Origin of the sequence: Neobacillus sp. 114 (assembly GCF_030127045.1) — a bacterium.
GTDB lineage: Bacteria > Bacillota > Bacilli > Bacillales > Cytobacillaceae > Neobacillus > Neobacillus rhizophilus.
Genome location: NZ_CP126144.1, coordinates 2,058,273 through 2,084,824 on the forward strand (window position 1 = coordinate 2,058,273; position 26,552 = coordinate 2,084,824).

24 protein-coding genes are annotated in these 26,552 nt (G+C 41.9%); all 24 read left to right on the forward strand.

The window, feature by feature from the left end; genetic code table 11:
* Positions 1-168: 168 nt before the first annotated feature.
* The 24 genes from QNN06_RS10360 (at position 169) to ftsZ (ending at position 26,194) form a co-directional block, all read left to right on the forward strand.
* Positions 169-1,506, forward strand: a complete 1,338-nt coding sequence (locus QNN06_RS10360) for an acetyl-CoA carboxylase biotin carboxylase subunit (protein WP_213116434.1) — start codon at positions 169-171, stop codon at positions 1,504-1,506.
* Between the two features lie 14 nt (positions 1,507-1,520).
* Positions 1,521-1,733: a biotin/lipoyl-containing protein gene (locus tag QNN06_RS10365; protein WP_213116433.1), complete on the forward strand. Its 213-nt coding sequence runs from the start codon at positions 1,521-1,523 to the stop codon at positions 1,731-1,733.
* Positions 1,734-1,743: 10 nt separating this feature from the next.
* Positions 1,744-3,285, forward strand: coding sequence for an acyl-CoA carboxylase subunit beta (locus QNN06_RS10370; RefSeq protein ID WP_217032927.1), 1,542 nt, complete (start codon positions 1,744-1,746; stop codon positions 3,283-3,285).
* Positions 3,286-3,391: 106 nt separating this feature from the next.
* The gene (locus tag QNN06_RS10375) at positions 3,392-4,291 is read left to right on the forward strand and encodes a 2-dehydropantoate 2-reductase (RefSeq protein WP_213116431.1); all 900 of its coding nucleotides are present in this window, start codon (positions 3,392-3,394) and stop codon (positions 4,289-4,291) included.
* Positions 4,288-4,683, forward strand: coding sequence for a DUF3397 domain-containing protein (locus QNN06_RS10380; protein ID WP_213116429.1), 396 nt, complete (start codon positions 4,288-4,290; stop codon positions 4,681-4,683). The genes QNN06_RS10375 and QNN06_RS10380 overlap by 4 nt, the downstream gene beginning before the upstream one ends.
* A gap of 90 nt (positions 4,684-4,773) precedes the next feature.
* On the forward strand, positions 4,774-6,408 hold the full coding sequence (gene bshC, locus QNN06_RS10385) for a bacillithiol biosynthesis cysteine-adding enzyme BshC (RefSeq protein WP_284037527.1): 1,635 nt from the start codon (positions 4,774-4,776) through the stop codon (positions 6,406-6,408).
* A gap of 383 nt (positions 6,409-6,791) precedes the next feature.
* Positions 6,792-7,223, forward strand: a complete 432-nt coding sequence (gene mraZ, locus QNN06_RS10390; protein ID WP_213116427.1) for a division/cell wall cluster transcriptional repressor MraZ — start codon at positions 6,792-6,794, stop codon at positions 7,221-7,223.
* A 70-nt stretch (positions 7,224-7,293) separates the two neighbouring features.
* Positions 7,294-8,226, forward strand: a complete 933-nt coding sequence (rsmH, locus tag QNN06_RS10395) for a 16S rRNA (cytosine(1402)-N(4))-methyltransferase RsmH (RefSeq protein WP_213116425.1) — start codon at positions 7,294-7,296, stop codon at positions 8,224-8,226.
* A 32-nt stretch (positions 8,227-8,258) separates the two neighbouring features.
* Positions 8,259-8,618: a cell division protein FtsL gene (gene ftsL / locus QNN06_RS10400; RefSeq protein WP_213116424.1), complete on the forward strand. Its 360-nt coding sequence runs from the start codon at positions 8,259-8,261 to the stop codon at positions 8,616-8,618.
* On the forward strand, positions 8,615-10,852 hold the full coding sequence (locus QNN06_RS10405) for a penicillin-binding protein (protein ID WP_213116423.1): 2,238 nt from the start codon (positions 8,615-8,617) through the stop codon (positions 10,850-10,852). The genes ftsL and QNN06_RS10405 overlap by 4 nt, the downstream gene beginning before the upstream one ends.
* A 128-nt stretch (positions 10,853-10,980) precedes the next feature.
* Entirely contained in the window at positions 10,981-12,900 is a 1,920-nt protein-coding gene (locus QNN06_RS10410; RefSeq protein WP_213116422.1) for a stage V sporulation protein D, read from the forward strand.
* Between the two features lie 169 nt (positions 12,901-13,069).
* Positions 13,070-14,539 carry a UDP-N-acetylmuramoyl-L-alanyl-D-glutamate--2,6-diaminopimelate ligase gene (locus tag QNN06_RS10415; RefSeq protein WP_213116916.1) on the forward strand — a complete coding sequence of 490 codons (1,470 nt, stop codon included), beginning with the start codon at positions 13,070-13,072 and terminating at the stop codon, positions 14,537-14,539.
* Complete coding sequence (locus QNN06_RS10420) at positions 14,539-14,988, forward strand: hypothetical protein (RefSeq protein WP_213116421.1); 450 nt, start codon at positions 14,539-14,541, stop codon at positions 14,986-14,988. The genes QNN06_RS10415 and QNN06_RS10420 overlap by 1 nt, the downstream gene beginning before the upstream one ends.
* Before the next feature lies 1 nt (position 14,989).
* Positions 14,990-15,964, forward strand: a complete 975-nt coding sequence (gene mraY, locus QNN06_RS10425; protein WP_213116420.1) for a phospho-N-acetylmuramoyl-pentapeptide-transferase — start codon at positions 14,990-14,992, stop codon at positions 15,962-15,964.
* A complete protein-coding gene (gene murD / locus QNN06_RS10430; protein WP_213116419.1) occupies positions 15,965-17,317 on the forward strand; it encodes a UDP-N-acetylmuramoyl-L-alanine--D-glutamate ligase in 1,353 nt (450 codons plus the stop codon). It begins immediately after the preceding gene.
* A gap of 108 nt (positions 17,318-17,425) precedes the next feature.
* Positions 17,426-18,490 (forward strand): stage V sporulation protein E, encoded by a 1,065-nt coding sequence (gene spoVE, locus QNN06_RS10435; protein ID WP_249366536.1) that lies wholly within the window; start codon positions 17,426-17,428, stop codon positions 18,488-18,490.
* A gap of 146 nt (positions 18,491-18,636) precedes the next feature.
* Positions 18,637-19,728 (forward strand): undecaprenyldiphospho-muramoylpentapeptide beta-N-acetylglucosaminyltransferase, encoded by a 1,092-nt coding sequence (murG, locus tag QNN06_RS10440; protein WP_217032915.1) that lies wholly within the window; start codon positions 18,637-18,639, stop codon positions 19,726-19,728.
* 80 nt (positions 19,729-19,808) lie between these two features.
* Positions 19,809-20,717, forward strand: coding sequence for a UDP-N-acetylmuramate dehydrogenase (gene murB / locus QNN06_RS10445; protein ID WP_284037528.1), 909 nt, complete (start codon positions 19,809-19,811; stop codon positions 20,715-20,717).
* Positions 20,718-20,968: 251 nt separating this feature from the next.
* Entirely contained in the window at positions 20,969-21,760 is a 792-nt protein-coding gene (locus QNN06_RS10450) for a cell division protein FtsQ/DivIB (RefSeq protein ID WP_213116415.1), read from the forward strand.
* On the forward strand, positions 21,744-22,445 hold the full coding sequence (locus QNN06_RS10455) for a DUF881 domain-containing protein (protein WP_213116915.1): 702 nt from the start codon (positions 21,744-21,746) through the stop codon (positions 22,443-22,445). Before QNN06_RS10450 ends, QNN06_RS10455 begins: the two co-directional genes overlap by 17 nt.
* 42 nt (positions 22,446-22,487) lie before the next feature.
* Positions 22,488-23,219 (forward strand): DUF881 domain-containing protein, encoded by a 732-nt coding sequence (locus QNN06_RS10460; RefSeq protein ID WP_217032910.1) that lies wholly within the window; start codon positions 22,488-22,490, stop codon positions 23,217-23,219.
* Entirely contained in the window at positions 23,219-23,581 is a 363-nt protein-coding gene (locus QNN06_RS10465; protein ID WP_213116413.1) for a small basic family protein, read from the forward strand. Before QNN06_RS10460 ends, QNN06_RS10465 begins: the two co-directional genes overlap by 1 nt.
* Positions 23,582-23,702: 121 nt before the next feature.
* The gene (ftsA, locus tag QNN06_RS10470; RefSeq protein WP_213116411.1) at positions 23,703-24,998 is read left to right on the forward strand and encodes a cell division protein FtsA; all 1,296 of its coding nucleotides are present in this window, start codon (positions 23,703-23,705) and stop codon (positions 24,996-24,998) included.
* Positions 24,999-25,039: 41 nt separating this feature from the next.
* Positions 25,040-26,194, forward strand: coding sequence for a cell division protein FtsZ (gene ftsZ / locus QNN06_RS10475; protein ID WP_213116410.1), 1,155 nt, complete (start codon positions 25,040-25,042; stop codon positions 26,192-26,194).
* The last annotated feature ends 358 nt before the right edge of the window (positions 26,195-26,552 follow it).

The following is a 26,552-nucleotide window of genomic DNA, read 5'->3' on the forward strand; positions in this document are numbered from 1 at the left end:
ATGAATAATTTTTTCATTATTCAAATGAATTACTATCATTATAATACAAAAAAACTAAAATTTCCTCATTGAATAATCGAAAGCGGTTTCAAAGGTGGCAGGAAATTCGAAGAATGATGTAGAAACTTAATAGTGAAAGTGACATTGGGTCAGGAAAGGGGAAGAAATGTGCAAAAAATTTTAATTGCCAATCGGGGAGAAATTGCCCTTCGTATTATTAGAACGTGCCAAGCGATGGGAATTGAGACAATTGCTGTTTATTCCGAAGCAGATAGGGAGATGCCTTATGTAAAGGCTGCGACGAGGGCGGTATGTATTGGGGAAGCGCAAGTTAACAAGTCTTATTTGCAGGCAGAGAAAATTTTAGAGGTAGCAAGAGCAGAAAAAGTGGATGCCATCCATCCAGGCTATGGCTTTTTATCGGAGAATGCAGCCTTTGCACAGCAAGCCAGAAACGAAGGCATGATCTTTATTGGACCGAAGCCCGAAACAATTGATTTAATGGGAGATAAAATTGTTTCCCGACAAACAATGGAAAAAGCGGGAGTTCCGGTCGTCCCAGGCAGCGGCACCGGTTTAAAAACGGTTGAAGCGGCCCTTGCCTTAGCAGAAAATATAGGCTATCCGATAATGCTGAAGGCGAGCGGCGGCGGCGGGGGAATCGGCATGGTGTTATGTGAAAATGAGCAAGCGCTCGCTAAGTCATACGCATCCACCAAGGCAAGGGCGCTTGCCTATTTTGGGTCGGATGAGGTATTTATCGAAAAATATATCGCGGATGCCAGACATATTGAGGTACAAGTTTTCGGTGATGAATTTGGCAATCTCATTCACTTATTTGAAAGGGACTGTTCCGTCCAAAGAAGGCACCAGAAGGTTATCGAGGAATCGCCATCGCCGTTTCTTTCCGATTCAGTCCGGCAGCAAATGTATGAAACGGCCGTTAAAGCGGCTCGTGCCGTCAATTATACAAATGCGGGAACGATTGAATTTATTGTTGATGAGAACGAGAATTTTTATTTTCTTGAAATGAATACGAGACTTCAAGTTGAACATCCAGTAACTGAATCTATTACAGGTCTTGATTTAGTAAAATGGCAGATTCTCGTTGCACGGGGAGAAAGGCTGCCGCTGCTGCAATCAGAAGTCCATTCTTCCGGCCATGCTGTAGAATTTCGTCTTTATGCGGAAGATCCTGTACGGTTTTTGCCTTCTCCTGGCAAAATCACCACCTTGAAGTGGGAAGAAAAAGAAGGTGTACGGATCGATTCGGGTTATGAAGAAGGTGGAACGGTCACCCCATTTTATGATCCGATGATAGCTAAATGCATTTTTTATGGTGCAGACCGACAAAAAGCATTGGAAGCGGCTGAGACTTTCTTCCAGGAAATTAAAATTGAGGGGATTAAAACAAATGCCCCATTATTCTTAAATATTCTTGCTAATAGAGATTTTCAAAATGGAAATTATACCACAAGCTTTTTAACAAAAACATTAGTGAACTAAGGAGTGTTTTAAAGATGAAAGAAATAACAGCATCAATGGCAGGAACCGTACTTAATATTTTCACAGCAGCAGGCGAATCCATCAACATGGGTCAAGAGGTATTAATGCTTGAATCCATGAAAATGGAAATTCCGATTGAAAGCAGTATCGAAGGTGTTGTCAAGGAAGTAAAGGTTAACATCGGAGACTTCGTAAATGAAGGCGATGTGCTGATTGTTCTAGTTTAGGAGGGGCATTATGGCACAGACAAATACATTAAATGATCAATTAAACGAATACCGGAAACAAATCGAAGCGGGCGGGCATCCAAAATATCATGAAAAGGCCAAAGAGCAGAATAAGCTGTTCGTCCGTGACCGCTTAAGGTTATTGTTTGATGATGGGCAATATGAAGAAGACGGCAAATTTGCCAACTTTACGGCAGGTGATTTGCCTGCTGATGGCGTGGTAACAGCAATTGGCAAAATAAATGGCCAGACTGTATGTGTAATGGCAAATGACTCCACTATAAAGGCAGGCTCCTGGGGAGCACGGACCGTTGAAAAAATCATCCGTATTCAAGAAACAGCTGAGAAATTGCAGGTGCCTTTATTGTATTTGGTGGATTCGGCAGGTGCGAGAATCACCGACCAATTAGAGATGTTTCCAAACCGCCGCGGGGCCGGAAAAATTTTTTATAATCAGGTAAAGCTGTCCGGCATGATTCCGCAGATTTGTATCCTGTTTGGGCCATCCGCAGCAGGCGGGGCCTATATCCCAGCTTTTTGCGATATTGTCATCATGGTCGACCAAAATGCCTCCATGTACTTAGGGTCGCCGCGAATGGCGGAAAAGGTCATCGGCGAAAAGGTGACGCTAGAGGAAATGGGCGGGGCTCGAATGCATTGTACAATTTCGGGCTGTGGTGATGTTCTGGTTTTCAACGAGGAGGAGGCAATTGAGTCTGCCAAAAGATATATCAGCTTTTTTCCAGCCAATTTTAAAGAGAAGACAAAAAAGATTGCTGGTGCGGCGGCTAAGGAAGGAAGGGAATTAGAGGCGATTATTCCGGAAAACCAAAATGCCCCGTTTGATATGTATGAGTGTATTGATCGACTGGTTGATGCCGGCAGCTTCTATGAAATTAAAAAATTATTTGCACCTGAGTTAATAACTGGACTTGCTAGAATAGATGGAAGAGCGGTTGGAATCATTGCCAATCAGCCAAAGGTAAAGGGCGGCGTCCTGTTTGTCGATTCCGCGGATAAAGCCGCAAAATTCATTCAGCTTTGTGATGCCTTTCATATTCCGTTATTGTTCTTGGCAGATGTGCCGGGCTTTATGATTGGAACAAAGGTCGAGCGTGCGGGCATCATCCGTCATGGGGCTAAATTAATTGCTGCTATGAGTTCTGCCACAGTGCCAAAAATCTCAGTCATTGTTCGCAAGGCTTACGGTGCCGGGCTTTATGCGATGGCAGGCCCTGCCTTTGAACCGGATTGCTGTATCGCTCTGCCTACCGCACAAATCGCCGTAATGGGTCCTGAAGCTGCGGTAAATGCTGTCTACTCCAATAAAATAAATGAAATTAACGATCCAAAGGAAAGAATCGCTTATGTTCAGGCGAAACAAAAGGAATATAAAGAAGCTATTGACATTTATAAGCTGGCTTCTGAGCTTATTGTTGATGAAATTGTTGCCCCATCCGAATTAAGAAGCGTACTCATTCAGCGCTTTGATTACTATGAAACAAAAGAATTGAACTTCGGTGTCAGGAAACATCCTGTCTACCCGGTCTAAAAAAATATCCCTTTTCGAACTTTCTGTCGAAAAGGGTTTATTTTTTTACAAACAATTAATTGCTTTTGGTAAAATACGGGTAAGACGATTTAAAGAAGGGATAGCGATGAAGGTTGGAATTATTGGAGCGGGTTCATTAGGTTTATTATTTGCTGCCTATTTGAGCCGGGCTTTTGAAACCATTATTTACACAAGAACCCCGGCACAAGCAGAGCAAATTAACCAAAATGGAATCGTGCTTAAAAAAGGAGATACTGAGACGAGCACCAACGTACAAGCCTTCCCAATCAGCGATTGGAAAGGAACGGAAACTGTTACGGTTGTTGCTGTAAAACAATATCATCTGCAAACGATTATTGAAAAAGTGAACAGCTCGGCGGCACCTAACTTACTTTTTATCCAAAATGGTATGGGGCATTTAAAGCTGCTCGAAGCAATTAAGGAAAAAAATATTGCGGTAGGCTCTGTAGAACACGGTGCCTTAAGAGAAAATGCCTACACGGTTTATCATAATGGCGAAGGAATCACGAATGCTGCCAGGTTTCAAGGAACGGCCGATTGGCTGCATTTTCTTGCAGCTAAAGTACCGAATGATTTTCCGATTGTGATAAGAGAAAATTATTTTGATATGCTGCTAAAGAAATTGATTGTCAATGCAGCAATTAATCCTCTGACGGCTATTCTTCGCGTCAAAAACGGAGACTTAATCGAGAATCCATATTACCTGCAGGCACTGAACAACTTATTCGAGGAAATCTCGGACGTGCTGCGTTTAGATGATAAGGAAGCCTATTTGCAGCATATTCATTATGTTTGTCAATCAACAGCCGAAAATCGTTCGTCCATGCTGAAGGATTTGGAAGCGGGCAGAATGACCGAGGTGGACGCTATTTTAGGCTTTCTCTTGGATGAGGCAGAGACGCTGCATAAAAAGGCCGCACAAATACAGGGGCTATATTTTCTAATTAAGGGAAAAGAACAAGAAGAAAGGAGTGAGCAGTTTTGAGCTCCATCCTATCAACTTTGTTAACGCTGTTGTTCATTATGCCGTTCCTTGGCTTTTTACTCGTTTTTCTCGTCTTTAAACTCATCACGAATGACACTCGAAAATCAGTGCATCATGCCCTTGATTATTCAACCATTTTATTTATTATTTCTGTTCATTTTTTAGTAAAAACAATTTGGGGGAATTCATTTTTTTGGATAATACTACTAGTAATGATTTTCATCGCGATCATTTTTGTTGTTGTCCATTGGAAGGTGAAAGATGAGATCATTTTAACAAAGGTGATGAAAGGTTTTTGGCGGTTTAATTTTCTTCTATTTTTTCTTGCCTATATATCCCTGACGCTATTTGGTGTAATTCATCGGGCCATTATCTTTTCGTTAGCATCTTAAAAAAATTGAAGCATATGTTTTTTTTATATAGGCCGGGGAGTGGTATACTCTTAAAAGAATAATTTGGGTTTACAGAAAGGGAGTTCATGAATGGAGATTTTAAATCTCTCTTTACCAGCGGCCAACCGGTTCGCTTCAAATTACTTGGCGCAATCAAAGGATGTTATGCCTTTTTTTCATTATCACTTCAATGATTTAAACGAAGATTTAAAGAGGATGGCTGAATTAAGGGAGAGAAGCTTTCCGCGCATTGAGACTGCTAGACATATTGAAAGCTTTATGGAGCGATTTGGCAACTCGGAAGCGGTGGAAAACTCCCTTGAGAAGCTGAAGCGTGAGGACAGTGCAGTCGTAATCGGGGGACAGCAGGCAGGAATCCTCACAGGTCCGCTTTATTCGATACATAAGGTTATTTCGATCATTAAATTGGCAGAACAAAAAGAGAAACTTCTTGGGATTCCGGTTGTCCCTGTGTTTTGGATTGCGGGTGAAGACCATGATTATCAAGAAGTGAATCATGTCTATGTTCCGATGGAAGAAAAGCTTGATAAATGGACCTATCCGAAAAAGGTTCATAGCAAGCCAATGGTTACTGATATTCCGTTGGACCAGGAAATCTGCCGGGAATGGGTTCGGAATATTATTGAGAATTTCGGTGAATCGGAGCATACGAAGCAGCTATTAGACTTTGCTGAAAGGCAGATTGAAAAATCAGCCACCTTTGTTGACTTTTTCGCTTATATAATTATGGAGCTTTTTAAGGATTATGGTTTATTACTTGTCGACTCCGGCGACAAAAGCTTCCGGCAGCTTCAAAAGGATTTTCTAACGGAGCAAATTGGCAATCATGAGGTAATCACCTTTTCACTATTGGAACAGCAAAAGCAAATAGGCGAGAAAGGATTCCCAATCACCATTGAAGCGGGGGAAAATGCGGCTAATTTGTTTTATTATGATCAAAAATTAAAAGAACGCATTTTGCTGGAATATGACAGGGCCGCCAATCTCTTTGTGGGGAAAAGTGGAAGAGTTACCTTTACCCAACAGGAATTAGTGGAGATGGCAGCACAATATCCTGAAAAATTTAGCAATAATGTGGTGACCAGGCCGCTCATGCAGGAATGGCTCTTTCCTACCCTTGCCTTTATAGCAGGTCCAGGCGAGATATCGTATTGGGCGGAACTAAAGCTTGTCTTTGAACATTTTAACATGAAAATGCCGCCAATTGTTCCTCGTTTAAATATTACGTTTTTGGACCGCTCCGTGGAAGCGGAAGTGACACAATTAAATTTAAAGCTAGAGGAAGTTTTACAAAGGGGAACGAATCAAGAAAAAGAGCAATTTCTTGAAACGGTAAAGGATAAGGAAGTTGAAGCGTTATTTTCTACTGTTAAGGAAGAACTGCTTAAACAATATCAGTTTATTGAAACAAAAACAGCTGTAATCGACCGGGGTCTCCTGCCGCTGCTCAAGAAAAATGAAAGCTATCTTCTTAAGGAGATAGGGTTCATGGAAACAAAGCTCGAAGATGCAGTAAAGCAGAGACACGATATCCAATTAAAAAAATTCAGCCGGATCAATCTCGCCTTAAGACCAGACGGCTCCCCGCAGGAAAGGGTCTGGAATATTTTCTATTACCTAAATCAATATGGATTAACCTTTATCAAAGACCTCATGATATTACCATTCGAATTTGACGGTCTGCATAAGGTTATCAAAATCTAGGGGCTGTCCAAAAAGTCAGGTAACTGACTTTTGGAAGCCCCTCTTTATTTTATTTGACTGTGTAATAAGTCTGGAATAAGTCTGTTGATTTCCGCTTCAGGGGCTCGCTTTCCGCGGGCGTTACGTGGACCTCCCCGCGGAAAGCGAGTGCCCGGAGCGGAAATCAACAGGCCCATTAGCAGGGGCAATCGATCAATAAAAAATTGCCGATAAAATAAATTTTTTACAATCCGAGAAAACTTCGCCTATGTGGGGTTTTCTTTTTTTTGTAAAAATAACCAATTTGAAAAGGATTTTTGGATTTAAAGAAGAATAGTTAAAAAATAGGTGGTGGAAAGTGGGGGAATGTGGTACATTTTTAATAGAAAGTGGGGGTAGTGGGTATGTTCATGGGTGAATACCATCATAGCATTGATAACAAAGGCCGACTGATTGTGCCCTCCAAATTCCGCGATGAACTCGGCGAGATGTTCATCATCACTAGGGGTTTGGATCAATGTTTGTTTGGTTACCCATTATCAGAATGGAAGCTGATTGAAGAAAAATTAAAAGGCTTGCCGCTGACAAAAAAAGACGCCCGTGCCTTTACACGATTCTTCTTTTCCGGCGCAACAGAGAGTGAACTGGATAAACAAGGAAGAATTAACATCCCCGCACCATTATTGCAGTATGCAAAATTAGATAAAGAATGTGTGATTTTGGGTGTTTCCAATCGAATCGAAATTTGGAGCAAGCAGATTTGGGAAGACTATTTTTCACAGTCTGAAGAATCTTTTGCGGAAATTGCAGAAAATATGATTGGCTTTGATATATAATGGATAAGTTATCTTAATATATTTTCTGCATACAAATGTTTAGCGATAGATTGGAAAAGGTGGTACGTAAATGTTTAAACATACAACTGTGTTATTGGATGAAGCGGTAGAAGGCTTGAATATTAAGCCTGATGGTATTTATGTGGATTGTACATTGGGTGGTGCAGGGCATAGCTCTTTAATCCTCTCGAAACTCGGGACAGAAGGCAAATTGTTTGCATTTGACCAGGATGATACAGCCATCAGAAATGCAGAGCAGAAATTAGCCGAATATGGCGACCGCTTAACCATTATTAAAAGCAATTTTTTACATTTAAAAGAAGAACTTGAAAAACAAGGAATTGAAAAAGTTGATGGAGTTCTGTATGACTTGGGTGTATCCTCCCCACAGCTTGATACTCCTGAGAGAGGCTTTAGTTATCATCATGATGCCCCTCTCGATATGAGGATGGATACGGGTGCACCAATCTCTGCCTATGATGTAATTAACCATTGGTCTTATGAGGATTTAGTCCGAATCTTTTTTCACTATGGTGAGGAAAAATTCTCGAAACAAATCACCCGTAAGATTGAAGCGGCGAGAGCGGTCAAACCAATTGAAACGACATTTGAATTGGTTGATTTGATTAAGGAAGCCATTCCGGCCCCTGCAAGGAGAAAAGGCGGGCACCCTGCCAAACGAATTTTTCAAGCGGTCAGAATTGCAGTTAACGATGAACTGGGTGTGTTTGAGAAGTCTTTAAACCAGGCGATTTCTTTACTGAATAAAGGCGGGCGTATCAGCTGCATCACGTTCCATTCGCTTGAAGATAGAATTTGTAAAGCAACATTTAAAAAGGCAAGTGAAACACCACCGCTGCCGCCAGGTTTGCCGGTCATTCCGGATGAGTACAAGCCTATTTTAAAATTAATCACAAGGAAACCGATTATTCCATCCGAAGAAGAGGTGGAACACAACAATCGTGCACGATCGGCAAAGCTACGTATTGCCGAAAAAATATAGAATATAAATAATCAAACCGGAGGGGAAAAAGATTGAGTAATCTTGCCAGGAAAGTTCAAGAGCAGCAGCGAACAGAACAAACAGTACGCGACGAAAGACAGGTAAAAATAAAAAAATCCTGGCTTACTCCAGGGGAAAAAATAATCGGAGTTGTTTTTGCAGGTGTCGTTTGCTTTGGGGCTGCCCATCTCCTAAACAATCAGGCAAAAATCTATGACGTGAATAAAGAAATTCAAACGGTTGATGCCAAGTTGAAGGAACAGCAGAAAGTTAATAGCGACCTGCAGGTACAAGTTAGCGAATTAAGTACGTACGAGCGGATTTATGAAAAAGCCAAACAAATGGGATTAATTTTAAACGAAAATAACGTCAAGGTTGTGCAGCAGAAATGATTAAGAAACAGCCATATATAAATTCTGGAGCAGCGATATTGTTTATAATATTCAGTCTGCTCTTTTTTGTCTTATTGTGCAGATTTCTTTACATTCAAGTTACTGGTGAAGCAGCAGGCCAGAAGTTATCAGCACTTGCTCAGGAAAAATATAACCGAAATGGAACCATCCCTGCTGTACGGGGAGTCATTTACGATCGGAATGGTGAGGTGGTTGCGGAGGATACTGCATCTTATTCCTTAGTAGCAATTCTTGATAAGAAAATGACGACTGACCCGAAGAAACCGATGCATGTAAAGGACCCGGAGAAAACGGCAAAAGAGCTGGCCAAATATATTAAAATGGATGAATCAGAGATTTACCGCAGACTAACGATAAAAGGCAGGTTTCAGGTGGAGTTTGGAAAGGCAGGAAAAGATATTACCCATGAAACAAAAACAAAGATAGAGGCACTGAAACTGCCAGGAATTACATTTATCCGTGATTCGAAAAGGTTTTATCCAAATGGTACCTTTGCCTCGCATTTAGTAGGTTATACAGACAGCGTTAAACAAAAGGATAATACCTTCAAATATGAAGGGATAATGGGAGTTGAAAAATCGTATAACGATGCCTTGACTGGCAAAGACGGAAAAATACAATATGAAAGTGATAAATGGGGATATATTCTTCCTACCGGAAAAGAAAAAGTCACCCCCGCAAAAGATGGAAATGATGTCTATTTAACGATTGATAAGAAAATCCAGACATTTTTAGAGGATGCCATGGACAAAGTGGTTAAGGACTACAAGCCGAAGAAAATTATTGCGATTGTGGCCGATCCGAAAACAGGTGAGATATTAGCAATGGGCCAGCGGCCGTCCTTTGATCCAAAGACAAAAGACGGGATTGATAAAAGCTGGCATAACGAAGCGATTGAAACTTCGTTTGAGCCAGGTTCGACGATGAAAATCTTTACACTTGCTGCAGCCGTTCAAGAAAATGAGTTCGATCCAAATGAACTGTATCAGTCCGGGTCCTACCGGGTGACGGATAAGGATAAAGCCATCCATGACCACAACGGGTCTGGCTGGGGCAGCATTACTTATCTTGAAGGTGTACAGCGCTCCTCGAATGTGGCGTTTGCGAAAATTGCTAAGGAAAAATTGGGCTTTGAAAGATTCAGAGAGTATTTAACGAAATTTGGTTTTGATAAGCCGACAGGCATTGAACTGCCAAATGAAACATCCGGGAAAATTCAATACACTTATCCAATTGAAAAAATCACCACCGCCTATGGTCAAGGAACAGCGATAACACCAATTCAGCAAATCCAGGCGGCTACGGCCGTTGCCAATGGCGGGAAAATGGTAAAGCCGCATGTGGTCAAGAAAATTGTCAATCATGATACCGGTGAAACGATCAAAGAAGAAACTGCTGAGGTTGTTTCTAGCCCGATTTCCGCCGAAACTGCCAGCAAGGTTCTCGATTACCTAGAAACGGTGGTCACCTCTCCAAAAGGCACCGGCGGGCGTTATAAAATTGACGGCTACAGTGTGGCAGGGAAAACAGGAACAGCTAATATTCCCGGTCCGGATGGAAAATATCTAAGCGGGGTTAACAATTATATGTTCTCCTTTTTAGGGATGGCTCCAAAGGATGACCCGAAACTGATTGTTTATGTGGCCGTTCAGCAGCCTGATTTGAAAGGACTTGATGCAGGCCAAGGCGCCATTCCTGTGTCGGCCATTTTTAACCCTGTCATGCAGAACAGCTTACACTACTTAAATATTCAGCCGTCTGCTGCGGAAAAAACGAATGTCAGCGAATTGCCTGATTTACAGGGGATGGACGTAAATGAGGCGGTAAAAAGTCTAAAGGACAAGGGAATTGAAGCAGTGGTTCTCGGAACCGGAACCAAGGTGGACAAGCAGCTGCCTAAAGCCGGAACGGAGATTCTCGAGGGTGAAAAGGTGGTTATACGAACAAATGGTGAATTGACTGCTCCGGATCTAACAGGCTGGTCACTAAGGGATGTCATGAAGGTTGCCAATTTGGCCGGATTAAATTTGAATCCAAAAGGAAAAGGATATGTTGTTAGTCAAAATATTCAACCACAAGCGTTATTGCGTAAGGATGATTTCTTGATTGTCGAACTTAAAACGCCCGAAGAACAATGGACAGAGGAAATAAATGGGCAGCAGCAAGAGGGAACAAATCAAGAGGACAATCAGGAAGAAAAAGTGCAGGATTAACTAAGAGAAGAGGCTGTAATCGGACAGCCTCTTTTCCGCGGTTTGAACCGTTTGGACCCGTTCTAATCAAGGAAGTACAAGCATATAAATGAACGATAAAGTAAAGGAGTAGGAGGCATTGTTCAAATATGCGCGTTTCAAATGTAACGGTCCGTAAACGGTTATTACTTGCACTAATCATCGGAATTCTGATCTTTTTGATTATTGATGTCAGGCTAGGTTATGTACAATTTTATCTCGGAGACATGTTGACTGGACGTGCAAAGGATTCTTGGAGCCGGAATATTCCATTTGAGCCTCAGCGAGGCGAAATTGTTGACCGCAATGGTGTTCCATTAGCGACTAATATGAGTGCCCCAACTGTCTGGGTTGTCCCAAGGCAGGTTAAAGACCCGGCGACAACAGCTGAAAAACTGGCCACAGTATTAAATATGCCTAAAGAAACAGCCTATCGCGAGATCACACAAAAAGAGAGAATTGTTCGGATAAAGGAAGGGCGAAAGATCTCCCATGAAAAAGCAAAAGAGATCCGGGCATTAGGTCTTGATGGTGTCTATATAGGGGAAGATTCTAAACGACATTATCCTTACGGCAGCTATTTAGCCCATGTTCTAGGCTTTGCAGGAGTGGACAACCAGGGATTGATGGGCCTTGAAAAATATTATGATAAAGAGCTGAGCGGGGAAAGAGGCTCTGTTAAATTTTATGCAAATGCCAAAGGCGAACGAATGAATGATATGGCTGATGATTATGAGAAGCCCGTCAACGGTCTTGACCTAAAATTAACGATTGACACAAAGGTCCAGACGATTGTCGAAAGAGAGCTGGATATTGCCGAAGCGAAATATAATCCAGATGGAATTATTGCCATCGCGATGAACCCGAACAGTGGGGAGATTTTAGCGATGTCAAGCAGGCCATCCTTTGACCCGGCAAATTTCCGCAACGTTCCGCAGGAGGTTTACAACCGGAATTTACCTGTCTGGATGACGTATGAGCCGGGGTCGACTTTTAAAATCATTACGCTGGCAGCGGCATTGAATGAGGGAAAGGTAGACTTAGAGAAAGAACATTTTCATGATTCCGGCTCAGTTCAGGTAGCCGGTGCCAGGTTGAAATGCTGGAAACGAGGCGGACATGGAGATCAAACCTTTTTAGAAGTTGTGCAAAATTCCTGCAACCCCGGATTCGTGGAGCTTGGTCAAAGGCTGGGCAAGGAAAAGCTTTTCCAATATGTAAAGGATTTTGGCTTTGGCCAAAAGACAGGGATTGATTTACAGGGGGAAGCAACCGGGATTCTATTTAATATGAACCGCGTCGGCCCGGTTGAATTGGCAACAACTGCTTTCGGACAAGGGGTATCTGTTACACCAATCCAGCAGGTTGCTGCAGTGTCTGCTGCCGTAAACGGCGGGATCTTATATAAACCTTTTATTGCAAAGGAATTAATCGATCCAGTAACAAAAGAAATCGTAATGAGAAATACTCCGGTTGAAAAGCGCAGGGTTATTTCTGAGGACACATCTAAAGAAATTCGCCATGCCCTTGAAAGTGTTGTTGCCCAAGGAACTGGAGGTAAAGCATTTGTTGATTCATATCGGATTGGCGGCAAAACTGGAACAGCCCAAAAAGCTCAGGGTGGCCGATACTTAGAAAATAACTATATCGTCTCGTTTGTTGGCTTTGCTCCCGCGGATGACCCGCAAATTGTTGTTTATGTTGCTGTTGATAACCCGAAAGGCGTAACTGCATTTGGAGGTACTGTTAGTGCTCCGATTGTAGGGAATATAATGAAGGACAGTTTAAGTGCGATGGGAGTAGAACCAAGAAAAGAGCAAATTGAAAAAGAAATCAAATGGCCTGATACTGCACCAATCGAACTACCTGATTTTGTCGGCATGACAAAAGTTGAACTTATGGAACAAATCTTGAACCTTCGAGTTGATGTAAGCGGCGAGGGCGATGTTGTTGTGAGACAATCTCCTGCACCTGGAACGAAAGTTAAGGAAGGTTCAAAAATTAGACTATACTTCGGCAGTGGTGATTAATTAATAAGTCTTAAATCAATTCTCACCTCTAGCTTTTGCCAATACAAAAAACAAAATGGCAAAAAAATTTATTTTCATGTAAAATAAAGTGAAACTTTCGCCCACTAGTCTCTTCTAAAGGGGCATTGGCAAAAGCAGAGGTAAGGTAATGAGAGGATTTGAGATGAACATGAAGCTGAAAAAGCTGCTTGAGAGTTTGCATCTGATAATTCCCTATGAAGGAGAAGACCGGGAAATCACTTCAATAGAAAATGACAACCGCAAGGTGCAAAATGGGAGCTTATTTATTTGCATTAAAGGCTACACCGTGGACGGGCACGATTTTGCTGAATCGGCTGCAGCAAGCGGTGCTGCTGCTATTCTCGCGGAACGTCCGCTTATGCTCGATGTTCCTGTTATCGTTGTGAATGATACAACAAGAGCAATGGCGGTTCTGGCTGATACCTTTTTCGAACAGCCTTCAAAGAAACTGCACTTGATTGGAATTACAGGTACAAACGGAAAAACAACAACCAGCCATATGATTGAAAAGATTGTTGCTGATTATGGGCGGACTACCGGATTAATTGGCACGATGTATACAAAAATTGCTGATAAGCTGATTGAAACTAAAAATACCACACCTGAAAGCTTAACGCTGCAAAAAACCTTTAAACAAATGGTGGATGATGGGGTGGAAACAGCCGTCATGGAGGTCTCTTCACATGCTTTGGATTTAGGAAGGGTCCATGGCTGCGACTTTGACGTGGCCGTATTTACCAACCTTACTCAAGACCATCTCGATTATCATAAGACAATGGATGAATACCAACGGGCAAAGAGTCTATTATTTGCTCAGCTCGGTAACACCTTTAACCAGAAAAATCCAAAATTTGCCGTGTTAAATGCTGATGACCCTGCGTCAATCATGTTTAAACGGTCGACGGCTGCCTATGTTGTGACTTATGGGATCGACTCAAAAGCGGACATTCAAGCGGAAAATATCCAGATGAACGCATCAGGCACCGAATTTGAGGTCGTGATTGGCAATCATAGATATCCCGTAAACATTCAGTTTATCGGCAAATTCAGCGTTTATAATGTTTTGGCCAGTATCTCGGCCGCACTGGTATCAGGGCTTCCAATAGAGACGATTATTGGCTCTCTTGAAAGTATTAAGGGAGTGGCAGGAAGGTTTGAGCTGGTCCAAGCAGGTCAAGATTTTACCGTGATTGTCGATTATGCCCATACACCGGACAGCTTGGAAAATGTTTTGAAGACAATTCAGCATTTTGCCAAGCAAAAAATCTTCGTTGTGGTCGGGTGCGGCGGTGACAGGGACAGGACGAAACGTCCTCTGATGGCGCAAATTGCCTGCCAATATGCAACTGATCCGATCTTCACGTCGGATAATCCACGCAGTGAGAATCCGCTTGAAATTTTAAAGGAAATGGAATCTGGGGTTCAAGGCAGGAACTATATTTATCGGGTGATTCCTGACCGTAAAGAAGCCATTGGCGAAGCGGTAAAGCAGGCAACAGCAGGTGATGTCATTTTGATTGCCGGCAAGGGACACGAAACCTATCAGATTATCGGCAGTGAAGTTTATGATTTCGATGACCGGCTTGTCGCTAGGGAAGCAATTGAGGAGAGAAAATAATGGTTTTGACCTATCGGGACTTGGCTGAAATTTTTTCGGAAAAACAAGGAGTCCAAGGTGATTTTGCTTTTTATACGGTGACTGATATGGCGGGGGATATACAGCCAAAGGGACTGTTTATCCATATAAGCGAAGATAGCGGCAGTCTATCTGAAGCCATTGCTCAAGGTGCTATCGCGGTTCTTTGGGACAAACGAAAAAAACTGCCGAATTACACTCCAAATCATTTTCCGGTATTTTTTACAGATGATTTAGGGGATGCAATTGTACAGATTTTAACACGATATATTGAAAAATTGGATGGAGAAACAACTGCAAAAATGGAGACAACTAACTTTAAATTTTCAAATAAAAAACTTCTTAATAAAAATAACGAATCATATGATATTGCTGTAATGCTAAAAAAAATAATCGAAAAACAAGAAAAGATACACGGGGGGAGGGGATAATATGCTGGAGCAAGTTATATTTTTCACAATCATCATGGCGTTTCTAATATCGGTGCTGCTATCACCAGTTTTTATTCCCTTCTTAAGAAGGTTGAAATTTGGACAAAGCATCCGGGAGGAAGGACCTAAATCACACCAGAAAAAATCAGGAACACCGACGATGGGCGGCATCATGATTTTATTTGCAATTGTCATAACAACGCTGGTGATGACGGGCAAATTTTCCGAACCGACGGTTAAAACGTATTTGCTGCTTTTGGTCACGCTTGGGTTTGGTTTATTGGGATTTTTAGATGATTTTATAAAAGTAGTCCTGAAGAGAAACCTGGGATTAACCTCCAAGCAAAAGTTTTTAGGACAAATTATTATTTCCGTTATATTTTACTTGGTGTACAAACAAAACGGTTTTTCAACCGAAATCATCCTTCCATTTACCGACAAGTCGCTTGATTTGGGATGGTTTTTTGTCATTTTTATTGTTTTTTGGCTAGTAGGTTTTTCCAATGCTGTCAATTTAACGGACGGATTAGATGGCTTGGTGTCCGGTACTGCCGCTATTGCGTTCGGCGCGTTCGCCGTCCTTGCCTGGAATCAGTCGCAAATGGAAGTTGCGATTTTTTCTGTTGCCATTGTCGGTGCTGTACTTGGCTTTTTGGTATTTAATGCCCATCCGGCCAAGGTTTTCATGGGGGATACAGGCTCGCTTGCGCTGGGAGGAGCCATTGCCGCCATTTCCATCCTTACGAAGCTAGAAGTATTGCTTCTGATCATTGGCGGGATCTTTGTGATTGAAACTTTATCAGTCATTCTTCAGGTTGCTTCCTTTAAAACAACTGGAAAGCGCATCTTCCGAATGAGTCCCCTGCATCATCATTATGAGCTTGTCGGCTGGTCTGAATGGAGAGTAGTTGTTACTTTTTGGAGTGTCGGCCTAATTTTTGCGATTCTTGGAATCTATATCGAGGTGTGGTTGTAATTGAAGCAGATTGAATCTTATCGCCATAAAAAAATTCTTGTCTTAGGGTTAGCCAAAAGCGGAGTTACGGCCGCCGCTCTTTTACATAAGCTTGGAGCCTTTGTAACAGTTAATGACAAAAAGCCATTGTCGGAAAATCCCGAGGCTCAAGGGCTGTTAGAACAAGGGATTAAAGTAATTTGCGGGGAGCATCCGGTTGAGCTGCTGGATGAGGGATTTGAGTTGATTGTCAAAAATCCCGGAATTCCATATACCAATCCAATGATTGAAGGCGCATTTGAAAAAGGTATTCCTGTCATAACTGAAGTGGAGCTTGCCTATGAAATCTCCGAAGCCCCACTTATCGGGATTACCGGAACGAATGGGAAAACCACTACGACAACACTCGTGTATGAAATGCTGAATGAGGGTGAAAAGCAGCCGTTAATTGCAGGGAATATCGGGACAGTTGCATCTGGTGTAGCTGAGATAGCGGGGAAAGACAATACAATTGTTATTGAATTATCATCCTTCCAGTTAATGGGGATTAATACTTTTAAACCGAAAATTGCTATTATTACAAACATCTATGATGCCCATCTGGATTATCATGGGACTAGAGAGGAATATAAAAGGGCAAAAGCAAACATTACGAAAAACCAAACAGAGGATGATTATTTAATCATAAATGCCGACCAGGAAGAAACTTTCGAAATGGCCCGCCATTCCAAAGCGAAAATCATTCCCTTCTCTACCAAAAAAGTGCTGATGGAAGGGGCCTGCATCAAGGACGGCTGGATTTGTTTTAATCAAGAAAAAGTCATGGAAATTGAGAAAATTGTTCTGCCGGGCCGCCATAATTTGGAAAACATCTTATCGGCCATGGCTGCAGCCAAGCTTTCAGGTGTTGAAAATCATGCCATTCAACAGGTTCTTCTTACATTTACAGGAGTCAGACATCGCTTGCAATACGTTGCTGAAGTGAATGGGAGAAAATTCTATAATGATTCAAAGGCAACGAATACGTTAGCAACAATCAAAGCACTTTCGGCATTTGACGGTCCGATTGTCCTGCTTGCAGGCGGGCTGGATCGGGGTAATGAGTTTGATGAGTTAATTCCTTACTTTGAAAATGTAAAAGCAATGGTTACGTTCGGCCAGACAGCGCCAAAGCTTGAACGCGTGGGGCAAGTTGCGGGAATAAAATGCATAAAGCGTGTCGATAATGTTGACAAGGCTGTACCTGCTGCATTCGGATTTTCGGAACCGGGTGACGTAATTTTGTTATCTCCTGCCTGCGCCAGCTGGGATCAATATAAAAGTTTTGAAATCAGGGGAGACATTTTTATCGAAGCGGTGCATAAGCTTAAGTAAGGGCATGTCCAACTTAGAGTTCTAAGGCGGTGATGTTTCAAGCCCTAAAACTTGTAGTTGAGGTGTTTAGCTGTGCCGACAAAGAGAACAACTCCCGATTTTATTTTAATGATCGTTACCTTTACCTTGCTCGCCGTAGGGTTGATTATGGTGTACAGCGCTAGTGCAATCTGGGCTGAATATAAATTCGAAGATTCCTTTTTCTTTGCAAAACGGCAAACCTTATTCGCGGGTGTTGGCATACTGGCAATGTTTTTTATTATGAATATTAACTACTGGACATGGCGGACGTGGTCTAAAACTATTTTAATTGTTTGCTTTGTCTTATTAATTCTCGTCTTAATCCCGGGTATCGGAAATGTTCGGAATGGGTCACGAAGCTGGATTGGGGTAGGGGCGTTCTCGATTCAGCCGTCAGAATTTATGAAGCTTGCGATGATTGCCTTTTTGGCAAAGTATCTTTCGGAACGGCAAAAATTGATTACTTCCTTTAAAAAAGGACTTGTCCCTTCATTGGGCCTCGCTTTCGTTGCGTTTGCAATGATTATGCTCCAGCCAGATTTAGGGACTGGTACTGTCATGATGGGCACGTGCGTGGTGATGATCTTTATCGCGGGTGCACGCATCAGTCATTTTGCCTTTCTGGGACTCATTGGAGTAGCCGGATTTATCGGCTTAATTGCCTCTGCTCCCTATCGTATTAAAAGGATCACGTCATTTTTAGATCCATGGTCTGACCCTTTGGGAAGCGGATTTCAAATCATTCAATCGCTTTATGCCATAGGCCCTGGCGGTTTGTTCGGACTTGGTCTTGGTGAAAGCCGGCAAAAGTTTTTCTACCTGCCTGAACCGCAAACAGATTTTATTTTCGCGATTCTCTCGGAGGAACTGGGCTTTATTGGCGGATCATTCGTTATTCTTTTATTTGCGCTTTTATTATGGCGCGGGATCCGTATTGCCTTAGGTGCACCTGACTTATATGGAAGTTTTCTAGCCGTCGGAATAATCGCAATGGTTGCGATTCAGGTTATGATTAATATAGGTGTTGTTACAGGATTGATGCCGGTTACGGGGATTACCCTGCCATTCTTAAGCTATGGAGGATCTTCCTTGACACTTATGCTAATGGCAATTGGTGTGCTCCTGAATATAAGCCGCTATTCGAGATATTAAAGAGTACCCTGTTGGTTGACAGGGTCTTTTTGTTTGTTTCTAATTTTCTTTTTCATTACAAATAGATAACATTCTTTTTTCGATAGCTTTTTTCATATAATTTTTATAGTAGAATGTGTTTAGCTGACTTTTACGAGGTGAGAAATTTGAAAATAGCGGTAAGCGGCGGCGGTACAGGAGGTCATATATACCCTGCACTTGCACTTATTCGAGAAATCCAAAAGGAAAATAATCAAGCCGAATTTCTATACATAGGTACAAATAATGGTTTGGAAAGTAAACTTGTTCCTAGGGAAAATATCTCTTTTAAGTCCATCCACATTACAGGCTTTAAGAGAAAGCTATCCTTTGAAAATGTGAAAACGATTTGGCGGTTTCTTAAAGGAGTAAGAGACAGCAAAAAAATATTAAAAGAATTTAAACCGGACATAGTGATTGGGACAGGAGGATATGTTTGCGGGCCGGTTGTCTATGCTGCTGCCAAACTGCATATCCCTACGATTATCCATGAGCAAAATAGTGTTCCAGGCTTAACGAACAAGTTTTTGAGCCGTTACGTCAGCAAAATTGCCATCTGTTTTGATGAAGCGAAAGAGTTTTTCCCTAAAGACAAAGTAGTCTTTACAGGTAACCCCCGCGCATCTGAGGTCATTGGTACGGATGGCATTAAGGGGCGGCTTTCTGCGGGTTTGAGCACGACAGAGCCTTGTGTCTTAATAGTTGGCGGGTCGAGAGGGGCGAGGCCTATAAACGAGGCGGTTATTAAGGCAATCCCTGAGTTTGCAGGTAAACCATATCAGGTGCTTTATGTAACCGGTGAAGTGCATTATGAAGATGTTAAAAAAGAAGCTGAATTGATTGGAAGCCCCAAAAATGTCGTCATCAAACCTTTTATTCATAATATGCCCGAAGTTTTGGCGGGGACTGATTTAGTTGTAGCGAGAGCAGGGGCTACCACATTGGCAGAGCTCACTTCGCTTGGAATACCTAGTATTTTAATCCCAAGTCCGTACGTAACGAATAATCATCAAGAAAAAAATGCCAGGTCACTTAGCAGCCATGGAGCTGCACAAGTTTTACTGGAAAAGGATTTAACGAGCGTGGCCCTTGTTAAGGAAATAGATCGGATTTTGCTAAATAAAGACATACTCAAGGAAATGAAGCAAAAATCCAGGGAAATGGGTGTTCCGGATTCAGCTGTTAGACTTTACAAAGTTATGAGGAATCTGATGAAATAATGGTAATCATTAGTAGCCCAAATTATTTTTTTGGCATAAACTAAAACGATATGTAAGTTAGGAAAGCTAGGTGGTATAAATTGGTTGAAGCTGTAAAAGAATTGCAAGAATTAAATATCGGAAGAGTGAAGATAAATGAACCTCTTGCCCATCACACCACAATTAAAATCGGCGGTCCCGCTGATATACTTATTGAACCTTCTTCAGTTGAAAATTTGCAAAAGGTAATGGAAGTCATTAGAAACCATCACTTAAATTGGCGGGCCATCGGCAGAGGCTCCAACCTTTTAGTGTCAGATAAAGGAATTGAGGGAGTTGTCCTGAAACTGGGCAATGGTATCGATTCGCTTGAGATTAATGGAACTGAAATAACTGTTGGCGGCGGACATTCGCTTGTTAGTCTATCTACCCTAATTAGCAAAAAAGGTCTATCCGGTCTGGAATTTGCTAGCGGAATTCCCGGTTCTGTCGGCGGGGCCGTGTACATGAACGCTGGAGCGCACGGGTCTGACATCAGCAGGGTTCTTACAAAAGCACATATCCTATTTTTGGATGGTTCAATGGAGTGGCTTTCTAATGATGAGCTAGAGTTTTCTTATCGGACCTCCATTCTGCAGAATAAACGTCCGGGTATCGTCGTCGAAGCTGTATTTCAACTCGAGGCAGGAGAAAGGAACTCGATAGTAGCCCAGATGCAAAAAAACAAAGATTACAGAAAGGAAACTCAGCCTTGGAATTTTCCGTGTGCAGGCAGTATTTTTCGGAATCCACTACCTAATTACGCCGGAAAATTAATTGAAGTAGCAGGCCTTAAGGGCTTTAGTATTGGCGGTGCAAAGATTTCCGAAATGCATGGGAATTTTATTGTCAATGCCGGCAATGCCACGGCAGGGGATGTGCTTGCCTTAATTCAGCATGTTAAAGATACGATTTACAATTTATATCAAATAAAAATGGAAACGGAAGTTGAAATCATCGGGAGAAAATAAGCAAGGCCGCCTGTGGAATTTTCCTGACATTAGTTCCAAAATTTTACCCTTATTTTGAGCAAGAAATGTCTTACGAATGACAAATATTGTGATATAATTACTGGTAATATTATAGGAAAAATGCGGTAGAAAATGAATGACGGCATGACTTTTCGTGCCGTTGTTTCTCTTTCTTAGAAGCGTCTTCCAATCTTTTGGACAAGCACGACAAAAATCAAGGGAAACCACTTTTTATGGTGGAGGAATTATAAATGGAAAATGGAAAAATAGTTGCTCTAGAGGATCGAATTCCTAAATTAAAAGAACAAAGGCGGAAAAAGGCAAACAAAAGGCTTGTGCTTTTATTGTTTTTGTTTTTTACAATGATAGCAGCTGTTGCTTATACACAATCACCGTTAGCCCATATAAAAAAGATTACCATAAAAGGAAATGAGGTATATTCCCAAGCCGAAATCATCAAAACAAGCGGCCTAACGAACAGCACGAACATTTGGGAAGTCAGAAAGGATAAAGTAGCCGCCAGCCTGAAACGGCTATCTGAAATTAATAGTGCAGAAGTTAAGGTTATTTGGCCGAATTCAATCTTGATCCAAGTAAAAGAACATAAAAGGATGGCTTATCTATATCAAGACAATGCCTACCTTCCGGTGATGGAAAACGGAAAAATCCTAACCGATAAAAAAACTGATATGATTCCCAGCAATTCTCCGATTCTAGTTAAATTCAAAGAAGGGCCAGTCCTCGATGAAATGGTTGAAGGGTTAAAAAATCTTCCGGTTGGAATTGTGAACTCCATTTCTGAAATTCATTACACTCCGAAAAAAACCGACAAATATCATATTACTCTTTTTATGAATGATGGTTTTGAGGTAAGTGCCACACTTAGAAGCTTCGCTGAAAAGATGGTCCACTATCCTTCCATAATCAGCCAGTTAGACCCAAATAAAAAGGGCATTATTGATTTAGAGGTAGGTTCATATTTTAAGGCTTTTGATACGGAAGTGGAGGAAAATAAAGTTGAAAATCATGAAGGTGAAGGGTAATCATCTCGTTTTATCCCTTGTCTGTTTAGTTTTGGGGTTCATTATGGCATTCTCGTATCATTTAACCCAATTGGAACATGAATCGGAAAGGACAAGCCTTTCTGATAACCAATATAAAACAACCCTTGCCTTACGAAACCAGTTAATTTCGCAGGAAGAGGCGAATCGAAAACTGCAAAAGGAACTGCGGCAAAAACAGGCCAGTGTGACAGAAAATGAAAAAAGCCTAGCAAAGGAAGCACAGGTGTTTACCAACCTTGCCGAGGATGCAGAAAAATACAGGATGTTTTTAGGTAAGGTAAAGGTTACGGGAAAGGGAGTAAAAATTACTCTGACTGATGGGGCTTACAATCCGAAAGAACAGAATATAAACAGTTATTTGGTTCATGAACATCATGTTTTCAAGGTGATCAATGAGCTTTACATATCAGGAGCGGCTGCGGTTGCGATAAATGGCCAAAGGTTAACGAGCCATTCTTATATTAACTGTGAGGGCCCTGTCATAACAGTTGATGGAGTGCAGTATCCAGCCCCTTTTGTCATCACAGCTATCGGAGACCCTGAGGTCCTTGCATCATCTATTAACTTAGTCGGCGGGGTGAAGGATCAGCTGGTTAACGATAATATCATTTTCACACTAGAAAAAGAAAGTGAAATTGTTTTAAACCCTATTCTTGGCGGTTAATAATGTGTCCACAAGTATATATGAGAAGGCTGGGTGGAAAAAGTGGACAAACGGAAAATGAAAATAAACTTTACGCTGATTGCGGCGATAATTGGTTTTATGATAGCAGTCCAATTTCAAACGGTAAAAAAGCCTGAGGACAGGGATACAAGGGATATTTGGCAGCTTAGAGAAGCCTTGCTAAAGGAAAAGGAGCTGCAATCTAATTTATTGAATGAAATTCGATCAAATGAGGAAAAACTATCAGCCTATAAATCTAAAAGAGAGCAAAGCAAAGAAAAGGCTCTGCGGGACACCCTAAATGAATTAAAGACAGACGCAGGCTTAACAGAAGTAACTGGCCCGGGAATTACTTTAATGATTGAACCCGTCATGGAAAATATTCAACTTGGGGAAACGACGAAGAATGTTGTTTCACCGGAACTCTTGAAAAGACTGTTAAATGAGCTAAACATGTATGAAGCCAAATATGTTTCGATTGATGGACAAAGGGTTATTAATACGACTGTTATCCGGGATATCAATACCGAAACGAAAATTGATGGCCATACCGTAAAGGAACTGCCACTCGAGGTAAAAGTAGTCGTCAATGATCTTAGTACGGCTGAAAAGTTATATAACCGAATGAAAGTTTCCAAAGCGAGAGACGAATTTTTCACGGAGAACTTAAGGCTCGATGTGAATGCGCCAAATCCGGAAATAACAGTCCCTGCTTATCAGAATCCAATTCGCATCCGGTATATGGAGCCGGTTAAAGAGGGGAGCGGTTCCTAATGTGGCTTCCGGTCATGGGATTAATAATTGGCATTATTCTGGGCTTGCTGACAGAAATTCGGATTCCTGAAGAATATTCCAATTATTTGTCGATTGCTGTCTTAGCAGCACTCGACACATTATTCGGAGGAATCCGTGCTTATTTGCAAAATATTTATGATGAAAAGGTCTTTGTTTCTGGATTCTTTTTTAATATAATACTTGCTGCAAGTTTAGCTTTTCTCGGTGTTCATCTTGGTGTAGACTTGTATTTAGCAGCGGTTTTTGCATTTGGCGTAAGGCTTTTTCAAAATATTGCTGTAATTCGTCGAATTTTGTTAACGAAATGGTCAACAAAGAAAGAAAAATTAGAAAAAAGTTGAAAATTTTTAAAGGGAATCATTTAGTTTTGACGAATATTTTTATAAGATATTACTATGAATAATTCATTTGAACAAATAAATTGTTGTTCAATAAAAGGGAAATTAAAGGAGGTGCCAGAGAATGAACAGCAATGAAATATACGTAAGTCTTGACATCGGTACATCCAGTGTAAAAGTAATCATTGGTGAAATGGTCAATGACTCAGGAAAAGGCTCGTTAAATATAATTGGAGTTGGCAACGTAAATTCTGAAGGCTTGCGCAAAGGCTCAATCGTCGACATGGACGACACCGTTCATTCTATAAAAAGGGCGATTGAACAAGCGGAAAGAATGATCGGAATGGAAATTCATGAGGTTGTTGTCGGAATACCGGGACACAATATCATGATGCAGCCCTGCCATGGAATAGTAGCTGTCTCTGGTCAAAACCGTGAAATTACGAACGATGACGTTGCACGTGTTATTGAAGCGTCCTATGCTGGTTCTATTCCACCTGAAAGAGTGAATATGGGGGTTATCCAAAGGCAATTTATTTTGGATGGAAAAGATGAAATCAATGATCCTCGCGGGATGATAGGTGTCCGCCTTGAGATGGATGGAACACTTGTGACCGGATCAAATTCAGTTCTGGCAAATATCATTCGTTGCGTTGAGCGCGCCGGACTTCAATTTTCAGATATTATTCTTCAACCTTTGGCAGCGGGAGATTACGCTTTATCAAAGGATGAAAAAAATCTTGGCGTCGCCTTGATTGATATGGGCGGCGGCTCGACTACAATTGCAGTTTATGAGGAAGGCTATTTAAAAGCTACAAGTGTCATTCCTGTAGGTGGTGATTTGCTCACGAATGATCTATCTAAAGTGCTGCACACATCCACAGAGGATGCAGAAAATATAAAATTAAAATATGGACATGCATTCTATGATCATGCATCTGAAGACCAATTTTTCAGTGTACCGATTATCGGAAGCGACCAGCATCAACAATTTAATCAGCTTTATGTATCAGAGATTATTGAAGCCAGAATGGAAGAGATTTTTGAGCTTATAGCAAAGGAATTAAAACGTATGGGCGTGTCCGACCTGCCAGGCGGTTTCGTATTAACGGGCGGAACAGCCAATATGCAGGGGCTGCTAGAACTTGCTCAGGATATGTTTAAAAATCCCGTCCGCATTGCCCGTCCCGATTATATAGGTGTAAGAGAGCCTCAATATACAACAGCGGTTGGCTTGATAAAGTATGCTTACAAGAATGCTAGATTACCAGGGAGCGTGGCGAGCCCGCAATCCGCAGTTTCAGAGCCAGTCGAAAAGAGGGCCCCGAAGCAGCAACAGCCAAAAACAAAAGTAGAAAAGCATCCGGAAGAAAAAATGACTTCAAGAGTAAAAAAATTCCTTGGATACTTTTTCGAATAAGCTAAATTGAAAAGGATATCGAAGAATTAGGAGGATTTTTCATGTTAGAGTTTGATACAAATTTAGATTCTCTTGCCACAATAAAGGTAATCGGGGTTGGCGGCGGCGGTAATAATGCAGTAAACCGAATGATTGAGCATGGTGTGCAAGGTGTGGAATTTATTGCAGTGAATACAGACGCACAAGCGTTAAATCTTTCAAAAGCAGAAGTAAGAATGCAGATCGGCGCTAAGCTAACCCGCGGTCTTGGGGCAGGGGCAAACCCTGAAGTGGGCAAAAAGGCCGCGGAAGAAAGCAAAGAGCAACTTGAGGAAGCATTGCGCGGTGCGGATATGGTGTTCGTTACAGCCGGCATGGGCGGTGGTACTGGAACTGGTGCTGCACCTGTAATTGCTCAAATTGCCCGTGATTTAGGAGCTTTGACAGTAGGAGTAGTTACCCGTCCGTTTACGTTTGAAGGTAAAAAGCGGGCTACACAAGCCTCCGGCGGAATCGGCTCAATGAAAGAGGCAGTGGATACACTGATTGTGATTCCCAATGACCGCCTGCTTGAAATTGTGGACAAGAGCACTCCGATGCTTGAAGCATTCCGTGAAGCGGATAATGTTCTTCGCCAAGGTGTTCAAGGTATTTCCGATTTGATTGCCGTGCCTGGTCTTATTAACCTGGACTTTGCCGATGTAAAAACGATTATGTCGAATAAAGGTTCTGCTTTAATGGGTATCGGTGTATCTGCAGGTGAAAACCGTGCTGCAGAGGCGGCGAAAAAAGCAATCAGTTCTCCTTTATTGGAAACTTCTATTGACGGTGCTCAAGGTGTCCTAATGAACATTACCGGCGGAACAAACTTAAGCCTTTATGAAGTTCAAGAAGCTGCAGATATCGTTGCTTCTGCTTCTGACCAAGAAGTTAACATGATCTTCGGTTCTGTCATCAACGAGAACCTTAAAGATGAGATCATCGTAACTGTGATTGCTACAGGCTTTAAGGAAGAGGTAATCCAGCCAAAGGTAACACGTCCAACTTTTGGACAAGTTAAACCTCCAGTCGGCGGCGTCAAGAGAGAGCCAAAACGCGAAGAAGCACCACCACAGCAGCAGGCTCCACAACAAGAGCCAGTACGTAATAACAATTCATACCAGGAAGACACACTAGACATCCCAACCTTCCTGCGCAACCGCAACAGAAGACGATAGAATTATCTAAAAGATAAAAGGTATGGCCTGAAGGCTGTACCTTTTTTATTTTGGGGTTTTTACCATATTTTAATCGCTTAGTTGATTGGAGTGGAAGGGGCGAGACTCCTGCGGGAGTACGGGGCAGGGGAGACCCCGCAGGAGCGATAGCTCCGAGGAGGCTCCCCTGCACGCCCGCGGAAAGCGAGCCCCTCCTCCTAAAAGCTACTGCTTTTAGTCGTGCGATGCTTATGCTGCCGAAGCATTCCTTGTGGAGCGCAAATCAACGAACTTGTTAATAGCCATTATATAAAATTTATCTGACAAAATCCGAACAGAATAGGGAAAATTTCTGTTTTTTTGATTACAGAAAGTGACA